The sequence below is a fragment of the Paraperibacillus esterisolvens genome (assembly GCF_046237625.1).
Lineage (GTDB): Bacteria > Bacillota > Bacilli > Bacillales > DSM-1321 > Paraperibacillus > Paraperibacillus esterisolvens.
Map to the genome: position 1 here is coordinate 395,376 of NZ_CP143545.1, position 16,448 is coordinate 411,823.

Annotated in this window: 22 protein-coding genes; 16 read left to right on the forward strand and 6 right to left on the reverse strand. The window is 38.7% G+C overall.

The window, feature by feature from the left end; genetic code table 11:
* Positions 1-9 precede the first annotated feature (9 nt).
* The 3 genes from purD to V1501_RS02080 all read left to right on the forward strand — a co-directional run bounded on the left by purD (position 10) and on the right by V1501_RS02080 (position 2,520).
* The gene (gene purD, locus V1501_RS02070) at positions 10-1,278 is read left to right on the forward strand and encodes a phosphoribosylamine--glycine ligase (protein WP_409291209.1); all 1,269 of its coding nucleotides are present in this window, start codon (positions 10-12) and stop codon (positions 1,276-1,278) included.
* Positions 1,279-1,373: 95 nt separating this feature from the next.
* The gene (locus tag V1501_RS02075) at positions 1,374-1,847 is read left to right on the forward strand and encodes a hypothetical protein (protein WP_409291210.1); all 474 of its coding nucleotides are present in this window, start codon (positions 1,374-1,376) and stop codon (positions 1,845-1,847) included.
* A 235-nt stretch (positions 1,848-2,082) separates the two neighbouring features.
* Positions 2,083-2,520: a VOC family protein gene (locus V1501_RS02080; protein ID WP_409291211.1), complete on the forward strand. Its 438-nt coding sequence runs from the start codon at positions 2,083-2,085 to the stop codon at positions 2,518-2,520.
* A gap of 106 nt (positions 2,521-2,626) precedes the next feature.
* On the opposite strand, the gene V1501_RS02085 is transcribed toward V1501_RS02080, so the two are convergent.
* The 3 genes from V1501_RS02085 to V1501_RS02095 all read right to left on the reverse strand — a co-directional run bounded on the left by V1501_RS02085 (position 2,627) and on the right by V1501_RS02095 (position 4,082).
* Positions 2,627-3,073 carry a tyrosine-type recombinase/integrase gene (locus V1501_RS02085; RefSeq protein WP_409293209.1) on the reverse strand — a complete coding sequence of 149 codons (447 nt, stop codon included), beginning with the start codon at positions 3,071-3,073 and terminating at the stop codon, positions 2,627-2,629.
* Positions 3,074-3,373: 300 nt separating this feature from the next.
* A complete protein-coding gene (locus tag V1501_RS02090) occupies positions 3,374-3,574 on the reverse strand; it encodes a cold-shock protein (protein ID WP_409291212.1) in 201 nt (66 codons plus the stop codon).
* 280 nt (positions 3,575-3,854) lie between these two features.
* A complete protein-coding gene (locus V1501_RS02095; RefSeq protein WP_409291213.1) occupies positions 3,855-4,082 on the reverse strand; it encodes a hypothetical protein in 228 nt (75 codons plus the stop codon).
* 144 nt (positions 4,083-4,226) lie between these two features.
* On the opposite strand from V1501_RS02095, the gene V1501_RS02100 reads away from it, so the two are divergent.
* The 4 genes from V1501_RS02100 (at position 4,227) to V1501_RS02115 (ending at position 7,201) form a co-directional block, all read left to right on the forward strand.
* Positions 4,227-5,345: a lipase family protein gene (locus tag V1501_RS02100; RefSeq protein ID WP_409291214.1), complete on the forward strand. Its 1,119-nt coding sequence runs from the start codon at positions 4,227-4,229 to the stop codon at positions 5,343-5,345.
* Positions 5,342-5,647 (forward strand): hypothetical protein, encoded by a 306-nt coding sequence (locus tag V1501_RS02105; RefSeq protein ID WP_409291215.1) that lies wholly within the window; start codon positions 5,342-5,344, stop codon positions 5,645-5,647. Before V1501_RS02100 ends, V1501_RS02105 begins: the two co-directional genes overlap by 4 nt.
* Before the next feature lie 473 nt (positions 5,648-6,120).
* Entirely contained in the window at positions 6,121-6,231 is a 111-nt protein-coding gene (locus V1501_RS02110) for a hypothetical protein (RefSeq protein WP_409291216.1), read from the forward strand.
* 136 nt (positions 6,232-6,367) lie between these two features.
* Positions 6,368-7,201, forward strand: a complete 834-nt coding sequence (locus V1501_RS02115; RefSeq protein ID WP_409291217.1) for an STAS domain-containing protein — start codon at positions 6,368-6,370, stop codon at positions 7,199-7,201.
* A gap of 261 nt (positions 7,202-7,462) precedes the next feature.
* Here V1501_RS02115 and V1501_RS02120 read toward each other — a convergent pair whose 3' ends face one another.
* Both V1501_RS02120 and V1501_RS02125 read right to left on the reverse strand, forming a co-directional pair.
* The gene (locus V1501_RS02120) at positions 7,463-8,224 is read right to left on the reverse strand and encodes an SDR family oxidoreductase (protein WP_409291218.1); all 762 of its coding nucleotides are present in this window, start codon (positions 8,222-8,224) and stop codon (positions 7,463-7,465) included.
* A gap of 48 nt (positions 8,225-8,272) precedes the next feature.
* Positions 8,273-8,647 carry a MerR family transcriptional regulator gene (locus V1501_RS02125; protein ID WP_409291219.1) on the reverse strand — a complete coding sequence of 125 codons (375 nt, stop codon included), beginning with the start codon at positions 8,645-8,647 and terminating at the stop codon, positions 8,273-8,275.
* Positions 8,648-9,036: 389 nt separating this feature from the next.
* On the opposite strand from V1501_RS02125, the gene V1501_RS02130 reads away from it, so the two are divergent.
* The 7 genes from V1501_RS02130 (at position 9,037) to V1501_RS02160 (ending at position 14,305) form a co-directional block, all read left to right on the forward strand.
* A complete protein-coding gene (locus V1501_RS02130; protein WP_409291220.1) occupies positions 9,037-9,687 on the forward strand; it encodes a DUF6944 family repetitive protein in 651 nt (216 codons plus the stop codon).
* 750 nt (positions 9,688-10,437) lie between these two features.
* Positions 10,438-10,905, forward strand: coding sequence for a helix-turn-helix transcriptional regulator (locus V1501_RS02135; RefSeq protein WP_409291221.1), 468 nt, complete (start codon positions 10,438-10,440; stop codon positions 10,903-10,905).
* The gene (locus V1501_RS02140; protein ID WP_409291222.1) at positions 10,898-11,341 is read left to right on the forward strand and encodes a hypothetical protein; all 444 of its coding nucleotides are present in this window, start codon (positions 10,898-10,900) and stop codon (positions 11,339-11,341) included. The genes V1501_RS02135 and V1501_RS02140 overlap by 8 nt, the downstream gene beginning before the upstream one ends.
* Complete coding sequence (locus V1501_RS02145) at positions 11,338-11,697, forward strand: hypothetical protein (protein ID WP_409291223.1); 360 nt, start codon at positions 11,338-11,340, stop codon at positions 11,695-11,697. The genes V1501_RS02140 and V1501_RS02145 overlap by 4 nt, the downstream gene beginning before the upstream one ends.
* An 803-nt stretch (positions 11,698-12,500) precedes the next feature.
* Complete coding sequence (locus V1501_RS02150) at positions 12,501-12,845, forward strand: short-chain dehydrogenase (RefSeq protein ID WP_409291224.1); 345 nt, start codon at positions 12,501-12,503, stop codon at positions 12,843-12,845.
* A 331-nt stretch (positions 12,846-13,176) separates the two neighbouring features.
* The gene (locus V1501_RS02155; protein WP_409291225.1) at positions 13,177-13,455 is read left to right on the forward strand and encodes a hypothetical protein; all 279 of its coding nucleotides are present in this window, start codon (positions 13,177-13,179) and stop codon (positions 13,453-13,455) included.
* Positions 13,456-13,834: 379 nt separating this feature from the next.
* Positions 13,835-14,305 carry a GyrI-like domain-containing protein gene (locus V1501_RS02160; RefSeq protein ID WP_409291227.1) on the forward strand — a complete coding sequence of 157 codons (471 nt, stop codon included), beginning with the start codon at positions 13,835-13,837 and terminating at the stop codon, positions 14,303-14,305.
* Between the two features lie 173 nt (positions 14,306-14,478).
* On the opposite strand, the gene V1501_RS02165 is transcribed toward V1501_RS02160, so the two are convergent.
* A complete protein-coding gene (locus tag V1501_RS02165) occupies positions 14,479-14,742 on the reverse strand; it encodes a GlsB/YeaQ/YmgE family stress response membrane protein (RefSeq protein WP_026693513.1) in 264 nt (87 codons plus the stop codon).
* A 433-nt stretch (positions 14,743-15,175) separates the two neighbouring features.
* Between V1501_RS02165 and V1501_RS02170 the strand changes: the two genes are divergently transcribed.
* Together V1501_RS02170 and V1501_RS02175 are read left to right on the forward strand one after the other, a co-directional pair.
* The gene (locus V1501_RS02170; protein WP_409291228.1) at positions 15,176-15,745 is read left to right on the forward strand and encodes a dienelactone hydrolase family protein; all 570 of its coding nucleotides are present in this window, start codon (positions 15,176-15,178) and stop codon (positions 15,743-15,745) included.
* A gap of 307 nt (positions 15,746-16,052) precedes the next feature.
* Positions 16,053-16,193: a hypothetical protein gene (locus V1501_RS02175; RefSeq protein WP_409291229.1), complete on the forward strand. Its 141-nt coding sequence runs from the start codon at positions 16,053-16,055 to the stop codon at positions 16,191-16,193.
* Positions 16,194-16,448 lie beyond the last annotated feature (255 nt).

Sequence of the window (16,448 nt, forward strand, 5' to 3'; positions counted from 1 at the left end):
GTGATTTCTTTGAAAGTTCTAGTAATCGGGCGCGGCGGCCGCGAGCATGCAATCGCCGCCAAGTTCAAGGAAAGCAAGAGGGTTTCACAGGTTTATGCCGCCCCTGGGAATCCAGGAATGAAGGATGCAGCCGAGCTTGTGGATATCGAAGAACATCAGCACAGCGAGCTTATTGAATTTGCCCTTCAGAACGATATTTACCTGACATTCATCGGTCCTGAAGTACCGCTCCTGAATGGCATCGTGGATGAATTTGAGAAAGCCGGCCTGAGGGTTTTCGGACCGAGAAAAAATGCAGCCGAGATTGAAGGAAGCAAGTCTTTCGCGAAGGACCTGATGCTGAAATACGGAATCCCGACTGGTGAATATGGGACGTTTACAGACTTTTCTAAGGCGAAATCCTATATTGAAGCAAAGGGAGCGCCGATTGTGATCAAGGCAGACGGTCTTGCTGCCGGCAAAGGAGTTGTTGTCGCAGGGACAGAAGCAGAGGCATTAGCTGCGCTTCAAGACATGCTTATCGGAAAGAAGTTCGGTGAATCCTCCGCAAGTGTTGTAATAGAAGAATTCCTTGATGGGGAAGAGTTTTCGCTTATGGCTTTTGTACACGGCGATAAGGTCTATCCGATGGTCATCGCCCAGGATCATAAACGCGCCTTTGACGGCGATCAAGGACCGAATACCGGCGGAATGGGAGCTTACTCCCCGGTACCGCAGATATCTGATCAGATCGTCGAACAGGCTGTTAATGAAGTACTCATTCCGGCGGCAAAGGCCATGGGGGCAGAAGGAAGGCCATTTACCGGGATCCTGTATGCCGGCCTGATCTCCACGCTTAAAGGCCCTATGGTCATCGAGTTCAATGCCCGCTTTGGGGATCCGGAAACACAGGTTGTCCTGATGAGGCTGAAGTCCGACCTTCTTGATGTAACAGACGCCGTCCTTGAAGGACGGGATATGGATATCGAATGGCAAAGCGAAGCAGCCCTCGGCGTCGTGATGGCAGCCTCAGGCTATCCCGGGGATTATAAAAAGGGCAGCCCGATTACAATTCCAACACTTCTTGAAGAAGGCACGGCCATCTATCATGCGGGCACTAGTGTGAATGAGGCAGGAGAGTATACAACAGCAGGCGGCAGGGTGCTGCTCGCCGCAGCAAAGGGCGAGACCCTTGAAGCCGCACAGCGGAAGGCTTACCGGGAAATTCAGAGAATTAAATACGACGATTTGTTTTACAGAAAAGATATCGGGAATAAAGCCATTAAACAGAATGTATAACAGACAAAACGCGGACCGCACCAGTGGCCAGACTTCGAAAGCCGGAGAATGAACCAGGGTGCCGGCCCGCGATTTTTCGTATGAGGAGGAAAGTCATGGCGCAACCATTGGAAGCAGCAGCGATTAAAATGATGAAAGAGGCATTCGAAGGTCCTCCGCCGCCCGACAGGCAAAGCTGGTTTGTTAATACCGAGCCGGACTCGGGAATCTTCGGGCTGCTGAAGGGAATACGGGCAGCGGAGGCATCCAAAGAGATACACGGCACGAACCTGGCTGCCCATACAGATCATATCCGGTATCATCTGTGGGGCTGCAGTGAGGTAATCAGCGGCCGCAGTCCCCGGATGGACTGGCAGGCCAGCTGGAGAATCAAGAGTGTTGATGAGGAGCGCTGGCAGGAAGTCCAAGATCAGCTGAGAGATGAATATCTTCGCTTTTTAAATGAATACGAACAGATGGAATGGACCGGCCAGAGGGCGGATGAAGCTCTTGCGACCATCATTCATGCAGCTTATCATCTTGGTGCCATGAAGCAGATGGTGAAGAGTGCGGGATCATATAGAACATAATCTGTTAGGCATAGTTACCGTTACCATGTGCACCTGTAAAAACAAGGCGCTGTTGATTTTTTTTATTCAACTAATGGGTGCCTTAGTTGAAGATTGATCGCCTGCTTAGACAGGTTTTTTGTTGTTTAACTAAAGGGGCAGGTTTGTTGAAGAAGGATATTTCCTGTTTTTAATCGAATTAGTTTCGAACAAACCTTACACGAATACAGGAATAGTAACATAAGGGGTATGAGATATGAAGATCAATAGAATAGATCATGTGAGTATAAACGTAAATGATCTTTCAGAGGCTAAAGGGTTTTTTCTTGATTTAGGGCTTGAAGTAAAAGCGGAATGGGAATTGGATGGAGAACAGTTGGACAGAATAGTTGGGCTAAAAGATGTTAAAACCGCATGTATAGGATTGGGGATGCCAGATGGTCAGGCATGGATAGAGCTAGTCAAATTTTATACGCCATCAGATGAAAAAGATATTCAGCAACCTTTTGCAAATACACTGGGTATCCGACATATTTGCTTTGCTGTTGAAGATATAGAAACAGTTGTTGCAAAATTGAAAAAGAGGGGCACGGAAATTTTTAGTGAGATACAGCGATATGAAGAAAATTATAAGTTATGCTACGTTCGTGGTCCAGAGGGTATTATTTTAGAGTTGGCGGAAAAAATCAGTTAAATATTCAATGGGATTTTAAATAATTTTGATTTCAAAACATTAAAGATTTCTTCTTAAACTAGGGTGCGTTAGATGAAACTAATAGAGGCTGCTAAAGCAGCCTTCCTTAGAAGTATTTATTGTAGAAATCTCGCCTTATTTTCCCGCTAAGATGGGCATAGACTCTGGTTGTTTCACTTTTCTCATGTCCGAGTAAATTCTGAATAACTTCAAGAGGAGCCCCATTATTTAATAAATGAGTCGCATAACTGTGACGGAATTGGTGAGGGTGGATATTTATATTGAAGACTGCTCTTTTCGAAATTCGCTTTATGATGTAACGTATCTGGGCTGTACTAATCCTATGTGGACAGAGTTCCGTGACAAATAGGGCTGAATCCTGATCCTGCCGGTCAGCAAGGTAACGCTCTAACCAAATGTCACTACCGGGTATTGAAATAACTTCGCGTTCTTTATCTCTTTTACCTTTGACTATCGCTGATTTGCTGGACCAATCTATGTGCTTTTTGTTAAGCATTGCAACTTCACCAATCCGGCACCCTGTCGAAAACATAAACTCAAACAATGCATTTTGTTTCTTGAACAAACGGCTGCGTTGGTTAAAGAAGGAGGGCTGCTTTTGCAGACCTTTTGTAGATTTTTAACAGGGCAGGCTAGATGTTGTATAGCAAATAAAAACCGTAAACTTATAAGCAATAAGTATGTTATACTAAAACAAACCTTTTAACTTAAACCTTTTTTATTACCTGTTCCAACCCTGCTCGAACGTTGAGTAGGGTGTTTTTATTATATAGAAAGACAATAAAAAAACAGGCTCTAATAAAAGAACCTGTTTTGTATAAGTCATCTAAAATTAAGCTTTTTGAACGTTAGCAGCTTGAGCTCCACGAGAACCTTGCTCAACGTCAAATGTGACTTTTTGACCTTCGTCTAAAGATTTGAATCCTTCAGATTGGATAGCTGAGAAATGTACGAATACGTCTTCTCCACCTTCACGCTCGATAAATCCAAAACCTTTTTCTGCATTAAACCATTTAACTGTACCTTGTTCCATTGTTGTTGCCTCCTAGTGTGCTTACCACACAATGTGTTACTATCCTTGCCCAAAGTGATTCTCTAGACGAAAAGTCAATATATTCGTATACACCGAACAAAAATAATTCCCTTTTAGCATAACAGGAAAGTCAAGTTATTGCAAGTGCTACCCTTCAAGGGTGCGACAGTCGGTGGTACACCGTGGAAATACTATTATACAAAAAAAGTATGGAGATGAGTCTGTAATTGATAGACTTTGTCTACATGCTCAGAGAAGGATTTATCCTGTCATGGTTTAATTATTTGTCACTTCCCACGCCTTCAACTTCAAAATCGTTGGCGTAGTCGATCATAACCGTCATCTTATTTTTCTTGTCTCCCTTTTCATATCCTTCAACAAAAACATCTGTTAGATCCTTGCTGGAAGTGAAATTAACTTCTTCCACTACAAAATCTATCTTTTCTTCCCGTTTTAGAAAATCAATCGCTACTTGAGAAGCTACCCGTTTAATTTCCTTTTCATCCATTCCATCAACACTCCTGTCGCCACACCCGCTTAGTATAAATAAAAGTACGAAACTTACTGCAAACAACCGCTTCATCAAATTCCCACTTTTCTGGATATTTTTGTATAATGTAATTATATCTCATTATAAAGAGGTGCTTCAATTATGAGAAGTGAAGTACGTGACGAAGTATTTCAAAAACTTAGCCAGTACTCCTACAACGAAAATCCAAACAACTTCACTCTTTACTTTAAAGATGGAAAACAAAAATGGTCCGTAGTGAAGAATGAAGAATTTCTGCTGCATGACAAGACTACTGGTTTTGATGCCACTGTATATAAACATAAAAATGATATCGTAATCGCCTTTAGAGGAACACAAGGCGATGATCCCTTTGGAGAAGGTTTTCAGGATATTTTAACAGATATTGATTATGTCGCTACCAGTGCAAAAGTGAATGAAATGGGCTTGAATATTAACTGGGTGAATGGAAAGCCCCGGATAGATTTCCACAAAGAGAATCAATTCCGTTATTCTGACCTATTGGTGAAAGATGTAAAGAAAGCCTATCCAGATGCGAGTATCTACACGACAGGGCATTCCCTGGGTGGTGGAGAGGCAAGTTACTCAGCTGCCATTAATGGTGTTGGAGCTGTTACATTTAATTCCCCAAGTACGGTCCATCTGCTTCTTAAAGAAATGAAGGAGGATGTGAAAAAAGGAAAATTCGATAAGCAAATTGTGAATTATGTTCATCCAAAAGACTCCATCAGTGCTGGCGCTTTAAAACCATACGACCGCCATATCGGCTCTACGTATTACATCGGATCGACTTACCAGCTTGAAAACCAGGATACTCCTTCTGCAGTCCGTTTTTTTGAAACATTGGCAGGCCCTAATTATCATGGGATGAAGCATTATTCTTTTGACGGATATGGCAACATTAATAATCCCCAGTTGCTGAATGTATTAACTGGTCAAATTGAGTGGAAATCTCCAAGATACATCAACAAAGAATGGGTCTCAATTGATCTGACACCAGAACATCTGGTGAATTTATCCAAACAAATTAAACCGCTGGTTGGAGATGTCCAGGATACGTGCAGCCAATTCAGGATAACGGCCCTATCACTGCATAATATTCGGGTAACTTCACATGTAGTAGATGAGCTCCTGCAGGCAGTACATCATTTCGAAGGCTGGTTTGAGGAAGAAACAACGGGCTTAGCCAATGACCTCGAATCTTCTGCACAGGCTTTTGTAAAGGCGGATGTACTCCCATGAATAGATTAAGTGAATTAATGGCTGAATATCAGGATCTAATCCTACTGGACTCCACCTACGAACAGCTCCTCGTTAAGCTGAAAGCAAGCCAATACGAGATCAAGCATATCATTGCAGGAGATGACTCATGGAGAGCGGGGAAATCCCAGGAAGCCTATAAGCGAAAACTTGAAAGTTACTTGCAGACCTTTGGTGTAAAAATAGAAAAGCTACAATTCCTTCGGCAAGAAATTGATGAAGCTAAATCCGAGATACAGTCCTTAATGACAGCAGCCTCTTTGATAGAAGCAGCCAATTTTTAATACTTCCTTGATAAGGACAAATAAACAAGCACTTGGCATTTTAGCCGAGTGCTTGTTTTATCCTGCTGTTGAATGTAAATTAAGCATTTCTGAGCTTTATACCAGTTCACGTTATCGCTTTTTGGCAAGCAGAGAAAGTTTCTATATCTATTGAATTTAAATAAAAAAGTGCCTGTAATAACAGAGCACTTTTTCTCTTTATATCACTTTCACACTGAATGCCGGACTCTGTTTTTGGCTGCATCTTTAAGGTAAATGCGCAATACGTCCGCTTTCTTTTAGAGAGTGATTGACACCTTAAACGTACCATTGCTGGCAACCGTACTATAGCCAGCTGCCTGCTCCCGGAGTAGAAATAGACGATTGCCCCTTTTTCACCTTTTCCGGTCACGGTTTTGGACTTGGTGCTTACCTTATCGCTCTTTATTTCGTTGAAACAAAAAAGTGTCATTAATAATTCAGCATGCTTCAATGTGTTGGAAACGCATTCGTATAAAGAAGTTAAGGACATTACGGGTATTAGCAAAAGCACGTTAATCAGAGCTAAGAGAAGAATAAGTAAGGAAGTAAAATCTCCACGCTAATATAACCATCATGCTTATATCTGCCTGACAGGTCGTTGACAGCATTTAATTTTTTTCTATTTTTCATCATTGATAGACAAGTCTGCATGCAGCCAATATACTTAAAGAAAATATAGACACTTAGGAGTATTGCACTATGGGTTTTGAAAAGGTAAATACAATTGAAGAATTTGCACAATTTTTGAGTAAGAATGCTGAATCCATAAGCAGGGAAATTGTTAATTATAATGTGAGTAAATTAGAAATAGCATTACCACAAGAAATTATAGATAAATCAATTGATACTAATTGTGAATTTCTTAAATTTTTAGGGAGTACGCTTACATTTTCGAATGAAGAGGTTGAACCTAAATTCATTGAATGGCTCGTTAAACAGGATACACCAAAAGATGCTCAATATATAGAGAATTTATCGAGTCTTATAAAACCCTATGCGGAAACTAGACAGCTATTAATAAGAATCTTGTCTCAAGTATGCATGGACCATAGACTAACTACTGAGGAAGTTATCACTGTTACCAGTAGATTAAGTTATCTTCTCGATTTAAGTATTACTGAAACAATCCTTAAGCGAGAGAGAATAACAAAAGAAAGAGAAGAAAAGCAGAACCAGAAGATCACAGAACTATCTTCACCCATAATCCCTATACAAAATGGTATGGCGGTTCTCCCAATAATTGGAGATGTTGATGTAGAAAAAAGTGAATTTATTATGAATAGAGTCATACCCAGAGTCACTGAGTTGAAAATTGAATGTGTTATTATTGACTTCTCAGCTACTGCCACTATAGATACCGAAATTGCGGCTCGAATCTTTACTATATATGATGTTCTTAAGCTGCTGGGAGTAAATGCTATGTTTACAGGAATCAGAACGGATCTCGTATCAAGAATTATCAAATCAGGCATTAGTTTTTCGAGTTTTAAAACATATGCCACACTTCAACAAGCTTTAGAAGACATTGGATAAGTCCTTTATAATGGATGTGTAATCAGGTCATTCATGTTCAAACAGAAAACATGAATGGCCCGTAATATTAAATAAATAGAATAACAGTAGAGAATCCTTGTTTAACTAAAGGGTGCTTTAGTTGAAGAAACGCATGGCTGCTTAGGCAGCCTTTTCCTTCTTAAACAAACGGGGAAGAATAGTTGAATAAGCAATGGAATAAAAAAACTCGCTGCTTTAGCGAGTTTTTTGCCCTTCATGTCCAACATGAAGGAAGGCTAGTTATTCAATTGTATTTTTCATTGCATTGTACATATTTTCTACGTGTTCATCGACTTTATCTCGTGACATGCGTAATCGTTCTATCGAAGTTCCAAATCCAATTTCTTGTTTACCCTCTTCCAATCCTTTAAAAATCCCATCTGCGAATTCATCTAACGGCTCTCCATGAGTATGCAGCCCTGCTCCGCCTAAATCTGTATTAACTGCAGGAGGAGCAATTTCAATTACTTCTACAGATGAATCAGAAAGTTGGTGTCGTAAACTCATTGTAAATGAATGAAGTGCCGCTTTCGTTGCTGAATAGATCGGAGCGATGGCAAACGGAGTAAAAGCTAACCCAGAAGTGACATTAATGATAGCCGCTTCTTCTTTTGTAGAGAAAAATGGAGCGAATAGCATAGACAGATGGAAAGGTGCTTCAATGTTTGTTGTGATTTCTTTATTAAAGTAATTCCAATTGTTCTTCGCATCTGCTTTTAACACATTAAAGCGTTGTTGAATCCCTGCATTGTTCACTAGCACATTCACTTCTGGATAATTCTCAGTTACCCAATCAAACAATGATATACGCTCAGATCCAGTGCTCAAATCACTTATATGAGTGATGAGGTCCGGGAATTTTTCTTTTGCATTTTGAAGTACATTTTCACGTCGGCCAGTAATGATAACTTTATTTCCCGCCTTTATAAAGCGTTCTGCAAAAGCTAATCCTATCCCAGCACTTCCACCTGTAATAAGTATTGTATTTCCGGATAGTTTCATTTTAGTTCCTCTTTTCCAATTATTTTCTTAACCTTAATATAAACTAATTTATACTTTTTCTGGAGCAGGTCGTTTTGTATAACGTGTAATTTTCAAGTCAATCCTCTTTAAGGATTCTGTCATTAACGAAATTTCATCTAGCACTGACTGCTTGTGGTTCCTCATCATTTCAAGCCGGAGTTCAATGGTTTTATCTCCTTCTACAACCCAATCAATATATTGCTTAATACCACTAATGGGCAGGTGCGAATTTTTTAAACAGATAACGGTTTCAAGGAGTGAAATTTGATCTTCTGAAAATAACCGCCTGCCTGCCTCATCCCGCTCAATTAGTGGCAGCAGTCCCTTTTTTTCATAATAACGTAACGTTGATTCTGTAATATTGAATTTTGCTGCAGCTTCGCCAATTGAACAATAATTCATCGGGAGACCTCCAAATTTTATCTTTCCTTGTAGACAGGTTATGATACAACTTAAACCGTGGTTTAAGTCAACAATAAAACTAAAAAATCTTAAATCCTGTACCAGTTTAAGGATTCAGGTAAAACAAAGGAAAACAACGTTTCTTTAAATTGAGATTATTATGTGAACCACAACAGTTAAATCGTTAATAATTCCTCACTAAAAACAAAATTGTGAAAAGGTGAACTTAAACTAACGGGTACGTTAGTTAAATAAAACAATCGCTGTTAGTGCAGCCTTATTAATTTTCCGCTCAGGAGGAAGCTTAGTTATGATATTTGTATGCATGTAAACAATTTCACTTTAATGAATAACATATTTATAACCTCTTCCAAGGAGTGTTTAGGAATATGATCTTTAACGGAGAAGACCTTGTTATTTCAGGAGCATGGATACTTGGTGTTGGCTCACTTATTGATGCAATCGGGCAAACCAGGCAAAGCATCTCTGGGAGTGACCTGGGTAAAGATTTAATCATAAAAGGAAATGGGATTGAAGCATTCGGAAATTCGTTACAAGCCATTGGAAGAACTAAGCTTTTAAAACCAGACAGGTATCTAGCCCAAATATATACCATCTTTGGTGCCTGGCTTGAGGCTGCTGGTAATACTACGAATGCTGTTGGTGTAAATATTGAAGTCAACGGTTCAGAAGAAGAAGGAACAGTAATCGATACTCTTGGCAGCGGGATTCAAGGTACTGGTGCAGCTTTTGAAGCTGTAGGTGCTTCCCTATTTGAGGAATCAGACTTTAGAACTCTTGCGATATCAGGAAATGGTTTTATATCGTTAGGCTCTTTTTTAGAAGCATTCGGTAATATCTATGTTCTAAATGATAAAAATGTAATAGGGGAAAAACTTCTATTGGCCGGCAGCTGGGTCCAGGTTCTTGGTGCATTTATATTAATAAATGCCGTTAATATTGAGTTCAAACCCGAGGTCCCTTTTAAAAATGAAAACCGTTATTCTTATTCCTATTCTTATAACTCCTTCACCAAATAAAACCATTCTTTATAAAGGAAAATTAAAGGTGCATTAACGCGGGCTGCTTTAGGTGGCTTTTTTGGTTTCCTAAAAAATATTTATGAAATTATCAGTATAAAAAGGGGATTGGGTAGAACCAGCCCTTGGCACTTTATTTTTATACGAATTCTCCCGCCTGGCACAAAAGGAAATACATTGTTTTAAAATTAACCAAAAGGGAGGTTATATTATGAAACAATAAAATAATAACTGGAGGAAACTACTAAAGATATCAAAAGGAAGCCCCAAAGTTATCTTCTATCTCGGCTATGCAATAATTATGTTTTTTTATTGAGGCTTATTTTGGCCGTATAAAATTTCCTATTATAATAAGGCGGAAAGTTAGTGGAATTGTGAAGTATTGTACATAAAATGACGGGGTTTGGTCATAGGAAATTTCTAAACAACTTTTTAAAATGGAAGTTTGTAAAGAATTGTACTTATAAGTAACGGGTGCGTTAATTGAAGAAGGGTGGCTGCAACGCAGCTTTTTGTTCTGCTATAGGAGCCGGTTAGCTTAGAACGGATTTATAATAAGAAATGGAGTATCACTGGCTGCCCTCTTCTCCACATAATATGTGTTTTTTTAGGAATCGCCTGGGGCGGTTCTTTTATATGAGAAGGATTTAGAAGCAAGTTTTTTGCTTTTAATGTTGATTTTTTAAGAAGAAAAGTGTAAATTTACACTAATGATGTAAATGTAGTTTAAATGGAGAGGGGGGTGTTTAGATGAACAAGGAAGAATTTATAGGAATAATATCTGAAAACGCTAAACTAATTCGGATAGAAAAAGGATATACTCAGGAAAAAATGGCTGAAATAGTGGGGATTTCAAAGAAAACCCTAGTTCAAATAGAAAAAGGCAGACTTTCTATGGGGTGGACGAACAGTGTTGCTCTCAGTGCCTTGTTTCGTGATAGCGGAGTCCTTCAGTCAGCAATTGGCGGGGATCCATTGGAAATCGTTGAGACTCTGGCATATGAAAAAGTGGAAAGGCAAAAGGAGAAGACGTTGGGCGGCTTAATTTGGTGGAGAGAAGTTGCAGAAAGCAGAGGCTTACGGATACAGCAAAATATTATCAGCAAGCATTACCGTATTTTAGACCATGAGGATTATCGATTGTACAGCTCATTTGAACATGAGGACGCCATAAGCCGATTTAAAACTTTAACCGAAGAGGAGAAGTTGGATGATTAGAAATTTACTTTATTCCTTACTGATTCATGCTTTTAATGGAGTTGCTATATGGTTTTTAGCGGGATGGAGCTTTGATTTTTTTCAGAACCAAAATCAGGTTTTTACAGGGAGCCTGTACTTACTTTCCATTTTAGGTTTAGTGATCTACTTCGCGTTCGGTTCAAAATTTCTCCACTATCTCTCGCCCATGAAAAATATCACATCCCTTTCCCTTGTCTCCATGATTGGAATCATCCTTTGGATTTCTTGCTATTATTTCTCAGACGGCGGTTTAGCCTGGTTCATTTACTTAGTCTATAATGCTCCCATCTATCCATTCTTGATTACACTCGAATTGGAGCCTGAAAACACCCTTTTATTTGCCCTTATTCCTTCTTTTATCCTTTGGACTGCTTTGGCCTTAAAACACACGAAGGAAAAAAGGAGGATAATATGAAGACCTCCTGGGTCCTGCTTACATTAATGCCCGCTCCATTCTTGTTTCACTATTATGAATATGAACAATACATAAAGCATGAAGAAGCATCTTTTCTAGGTTTAGGATCAGTCCTCTTTGTTCTTATAACGGGCCTTTTATCTGGTCAAATAAGAGTTTGTTACGTTGTGTTGGTGAATGGTGTGACCTTGTTGCTATCCTTGCTTTTGGGTAAATATTTCATTCCTAACGAAGGTGACTGGTTTAATCCTGTCGGTAGAGATGTTGCTATAATCTTTGTTGCAGTAGTTTTTTTAGCGGGGCAATTCATAGTAAGGTCTATTTCAAGACCATTCTTGGTTAAGGAGGAAAGGTAAACTAAAGTTTTTCCATGAGCAACAGTAGTAATGGATAACCGTATTTTAAACACTATGGGGAAGAGCGAAGAAATGCGATTCGTTTTTCACTTTAACACCCTCTTAAGAAAACGGGTCCGTTCGTTAAATAGAGAGAGGCTGCTATTGCAGCCTCTTTTCTTTAGCTAATGGTGCGTTAGGATGGTCAAGAAAAAGAGGCAGGATTAAACTGGACGCACTGTATCAGCATTGAAGATTCTAGCCATTTCGATGTTGTTTAGTGCAAAAAAGGCTGCAATGTCAGCCTTTTCGGTGTTAAAGGGAACAGTACAGTTGAACCGCGTTCCCTTTACCTGGTTAAATTGCAACCGTCTTGTACGATACCTGCAATACATCTTGATACATGAAAAGAGAAGTGATCGAAATGGTGTTCATGACGGAAGGCGGAATTTACGGAGTTCACGACGAAGTTGAAAACGATTGAAGTGTTTTCGGAACCTGCGACGAAGATTGAAACGGCTGACTTCACCACGGCCAAGTTCGTTAGACATAGAATCACCTCCTGAATACTTATGTATTAGATTATTCAGTTTTAGATTTTACGATTAGACAAGCATCTATAATAACAAATTATTTACTTATTCTGCTTTTTAAGTGCGTAGTAGAATGTTATTGTGTCATAAAAACGGCCTTCCTCAACTATAGGGTGCGTTAGTTAAATAAGCATGGGCTGCTTTGACACTCATTTTTGTTGCTTTACGAACAATGAATTTGTTGAAAGAGTAGTAGTGAGTTGGAACCAAAAATCGGAAAGGAGGATAATAATGCCTGTTCATGAATTTGGAATAATTGAAGATATTGATAATGAGAAAAATGACATTGATTATGAACCACTAAAATATAATTGTATATCTGTTGATGATAATATTATTAATAGCTTAAGTGAGCATTTATCTATCATGAAAACTTACTTTCATTCGCTTAAACGCCCAGAATTTGGTTTAGCCTATTGGGGCATTACAATTATTCCACCCGAGTCACTATCATTTTTCTATGAGGTAGTTACATCTTCAACATTTTATGAAAAATCTGCTGTACTTAATGAATTAGCTATAAAAATAAATAAGGCAAACGAAGAAAACAAACACATGATACATTATGGGGTTTGATTCTATAGTGCATATAGAAAGCGTACTAACATTATCCTTACTTGTTTCTTCAACTAAGGCTTTTTTGATTGTTGAACTAAAGTACCAGGTTATTTGAAGAAGGTTTCGGTTTATCTTAAGGAAATTGAACATAATTTTGGGTCTGCTTTAACAGGGAAAGAAAATTATCTTATTTCTGATGAAGCTCGTTTAACTTATCTTTAATTTTGGCTCTGTTAAAGAACAATGTTGATTTTTCTTAATCAACTAACGGATGCGAGACTTTTTTAGAAGATGGGTTAGCCATAATCAGGGTATTGATACAAAAAAGTAGAAGGGGAAAGAGTAAACTATGCTTAGTTTTTTATTTGAATTAATTGCAGGATTATTTGGCAGCGTAGGATATAGTGACACTTTAAATACGAAAAGAATTGACCAAAATATTGAACGGTTAAATCAACATGATTGGTTTAAAGATATATACGAAGATGAAAAATATCATCGATTGTTTTTTGTAAATAGAAATGTTAGGCAATATTTACAAAGTACAATGCGTGTAAAAAGAATTATAAAAAGGGAAAAATCTCAAAGAGAATTTCTTATATTTTTAAATAAACAGGTAAAAAAATAAAATTCCCTTAAGCAACTAACGGGTGCTTTAGTTGAAGAAGATGCCAGCAAGAAGAACCTTATAAATGGGTTCTTTTCTTTTGGTGATATATCAACATTAATGTGTAACAGAGCCTTAATTTTATAACCCTAACAGGTTGATATTTCTAAAGTAAAACTTCCCATCGAATGGTTTGGGAGCGGGTTAAAGAAAATTTTCTTTACAACTTTTTAAAATTGAAGTTTGTAAAGAAATGTACTTAAAGTAATGGGAGCGTTAGTTGAAGATCGTTTTGCTGCTTCGGTGGCTCTTTTTTATTGTTTTATTCTGGGCAGTATAGTGAGAAAAGAAGGTAAAAATATTTTTGTGTAGAAAATGTAAATTTGAAGGAGTGATTAAAATGGCAGAAACAACGCAAAAGAGAATTATAGAAATCGACGATCTAAAATTAGTAGGTTTTAGAATATTGTGTTCTGGTGACAAATACTCAGAAGAAATCCCAAAAGCCTCTCGAAAGCTAAGCGAACGTATAAATGAGATTAAACAAGCAGTTAATCCGTTACTGCAATATGGTGCATTTGTAGTTGAAAATGATAGGGCTGAAGAAGATGGCTATTGGATTTCTGTTGAAGTAAAAGAGTATAAAGATATTCCAGCTGATATGGTAACACTAACAGTCCCCTCTCAAAAATATGCTGTATCGAGACATAAAGGAGCTAATCATCAAATAATGAATTCGTATGAAGAATTACATAAATGGATTAATGAAAACAACTATATAAGGCTAAAAGAAAAATGGCATTTAGAAAAGTTTTATAGTTGGAATGATACTCAAAATTTAGATGTAGACTTGTTAGATACGATTAAGTAAACATACAACTACTAAACTAACCGGTGAGTTAGTTGAAGAAGATATGCGGCTGCGGCTGCCTAATCAGTGAAGCCAATGAGGGTTATTTCGTAAAAAACAAAAAAGGTAAAACTCAGAAAATATAGAGTTTCACCTTTTTTGAATCTATTAATTGAGTTAAGAAGGTAGTGTTATTAATGTCTGTGATTTCGTCCTCTTACAGATTTCATAATAAAACTAACAATAAGGATTAAAATTATAGCTCCAATCAATGCTGGAAGAATGGCAAAACCGGCAATATGAGGACCCCAATCACCAAAAATTAATCCGCCTAACCAGGCACCAATAAATCCGGCGATGATATTTCCAATTACGCCTCCTGGAACGTCTCGGCCTAAAATCATTCCTGCTAACCAACCAATAATTCCACCTATAATTAATGACCATAAAAATTCCATTATATCAAGTCTCCTTTTTCACTTATTTTCAGCGTCTCCGCATATTTATATCTGCCCTCTAGAGATATCTTTTAAACCAAAAAAGGATTTTTCAGTCTTTTCCGAAAGATCATTAACAATCAATGGATTGGTCCAAGTGTTTAATATGGACAGGTTGAAGATGTTTTATAATCACTGGTTGAAAAGCAAATCCCTAATACTGAATTTCAGAGAAACAACTTCTCCTTGCTAAGCTAACGGGTGCGGCAGGGAAAGACCTCATGGCTGCCATGCGGCCTTATTTTATTCCACTAAAGGAGTAGGGCTCTTGAATAAGCAAAGGGTGGACTTTATTAAGGTGGATATTTCTAAATTGTAGAGTTCCGGCAGGTCAAACAGGCTTTCATGCCGAAACCTAAACATATGAAGTTCATTGACATTGGAGGAAAAACAGATGGCAGAAGTTTTGTTATTGCACCATGTTTTAGGCCGAACGAAGGGGATTGAAGCAATCGCCGATCAACTGAGAGACGCGGGGCATACCGTGCACGTACCAGACTTATTTGACGGCTGCATGTTTTCCTCTCTGGAGGAAGGCTTGGCATTTGTTAAGGAAATCGGATTTGAAGAAGTGAGGGCACGCGGCGTACGGGCAGCCAGCGAGCTTTCACATGATGTCGTCTATGCTGGTTTTTCACTCGGTGTCCCCGCAGCACAGCAGCTCGCTCAAACTCGTGAAGGTGCCAGAGGTGCACTGTTTTTTCATGCCTGCCTCCCGCCCTCAACCTTCAATTCTCAGTGGCCGGTCGACTTGCCTGTGCAAATTCACGCCATGAATGCAGACCCTTTTTTTGTTGAAGACGGCGACATTAACGCGGCCAATGAGCTGGTGGCGTCGGCCAATCACGCTGAACTTTTTCTGTACGAAGGCAAGGAACATCTCTTCACCGACAGTAGTTTACCGTCTTACGATGCTGACGCGACGAAACTTGTAATCAAGCGGGTTCTCGACTTTCTCGCATAGTCGTTAACGAAAATTATTCAGCAGATGGGTCATAACTAGACCAAAATAGTAAGAAAATAAAGCAGTGGATTCAAGAATTTAGGGATTAAAAACAAAGGTATTGAATGCAAGCTTCCATACTGAATAAAACAGCCATAAAAGAAAAGAATTAATGTTGTTTATGCCCCTTATAAAACTTATTAGGGATTGGAGTTATATTAAGCTGCAGAAGAGATTGTAAAGGATTTTACTTAAACTCTCGGGTGCGCTAGAAGATTGTATGGCTGGTATGGCAGCCTTTTTGTTTTTGAACTAAAGGGGCAGGGTAGTGGAAGAAGGTATTTATCTTTATAATAAAGAATTTAGACTTAAATCCTCGCGTAGCTTTACAGTAAACCATCCCTCGGGTTTTACAGTAGAAGGAAGAAATAGTGGTGGAGGAGACATCGCTAAACGTGAAGGGGATTAGGCTGACAGGGGGCTTTTGGATAAGATCATCCTGTTCTTCAAAATAATTGCCTTTAAAAGCGGAAAGATCAAATGCGGCGGCGAAGACCCGAAAGACCTTTTCCGGAGAATGTGATTTCCGGTTTCCGGTAATAAGCCTTACATCAAGACATTTAACCAACAATAAGTACACGATAGAGTTCAGGCTTTCCATATTTACAACAATTTTATAACGAAAAACTATCATCAACGCGAATTGTTGAAGAGGTTTTTGGCT

Coding starts and splice junctions, on each gene's coding strand:
- V1501_RS02165 (WP_026693513.1), bottom strand. CDS start 14,742: ATGGAATTTTTATGGTCATTAATTATAGGTGGAATTATTGGTTGGTTA.
- V1501_RS02080 (WP_409291211.1), top strand. CDS start 2,083: ATGAAGATCAATAGAATAGATCATGTGAGTATAAACGTAAATGATCTT.
- V1501_RS02135 (WP_409291221.1), top strand. CDS start 10,438: ATGAACAAGGAAGAATTTATAGGAATAATATCTGAAAACGCTAAACTA.
- V1501_RS02160 (WP_409291227.1), top strand. CDS start 13,835: ATGGCAGAAACAACGCAAAAGAGAATTATAGAAATCGACGATCTAAAA.
- V1501_RS02115 (WP_409291217.1), top strand. CDS start 6,368: ATGGGTTTTGAAAAGGTAAATACAATTGAAGAATTTGCACAATTTTTG.
- V1501_RS02150 (WP_409291224.1), top strand. CDS start 12,501: ATGCCTGTTCATGAATTTGGAATAATTGAAGATATTGATAATGAGAAA.
- V1501_RS02120 (WP_409291218.1), bottom strand. CDS start 8,224: ATGAAACTATCCGGAAATACAATACTTATTACAGGTGGAAGTGCTGGG.
- V1501_RS02125 (WP_409291219.1), bottom strand. CDS start 8,647: ATGAATTATTGTTCAATTGGCGAAGCTGCAGCAAAATTCAATATTACA.
- V1501_RS02130 (WP_409291220.1), top strand. CDS start 9,037: ATGATCTTTAACGGAGAAGACCTTGTTATTTCAGGAGCATGGATACTT.
- V1501_RS02085 (WP_409293209.1), bottom strand. CDS start 3,073: ATGTTTTCGACAGGGTGCCGGATTGGTGAAGTTGCAATGCTTAACAAA.
- V1501_RS02100 (WP_409291214.1), top strand. CDS start 4,227: ATGAGAAGTGAAGTACGTGACGAAGTATTTCAAAAACTTAGCCAGTAC.
- V1501_RS02090 (WP_409291212.1), bottom strand. CDS start 3,574: ATGGAACAAGGTACAGTTAAATGGTTTAATGCAGAAAAAGGTTTTGGA.
- V1501_RS02145 (WP_409291223.1), top strand. CDS start 11,338: ATGAAGACCTCCTGGGTCCTGCTTACATTAATGCCCGCTCCATTCTTG.
- V1501_RS02170 (WP_409291228.1), top strand. CDS start 15,176: ATGGCAGAAGTTTTGTTATTGCACCATGTTTTAGGCCGAACGAAGGGG.
- V1501_RS02105 (WP_409291215.1), top strand. CDS start 5,342: ATGAATAGATTAAGTGAATTAATGGCTGAATATCAGGATCTAATCCTA.
- V1501_RS02095 (WP_409291213.1), bottom strand. CDS start 4,082: ATGGATGAAAAGGAAATTAAACGGGTAGCTTCTCAAGTAGCGATTGAT.
- V1501_RS02075 (WP_409291210.1), top strand. CDS start 1,374: ATGGCGCAACCATTGGAAGCAGCAGCGATTAAAATGATGAAAGAGGCA.
- V1501_RS02140 (WP_409291222.1), top strand. CDS start 10,898: ATGATTAGAAATTTACTTTATTCCTTACTGATTCATGCTTTTAATGGA.
- V1501_RS02155 (WP_409291225.1), top strand. CDS start 13,177: ATGCTTAGTTTTTTATTTGAATTAATTGCAGGATTATTTGGCAGCGTA.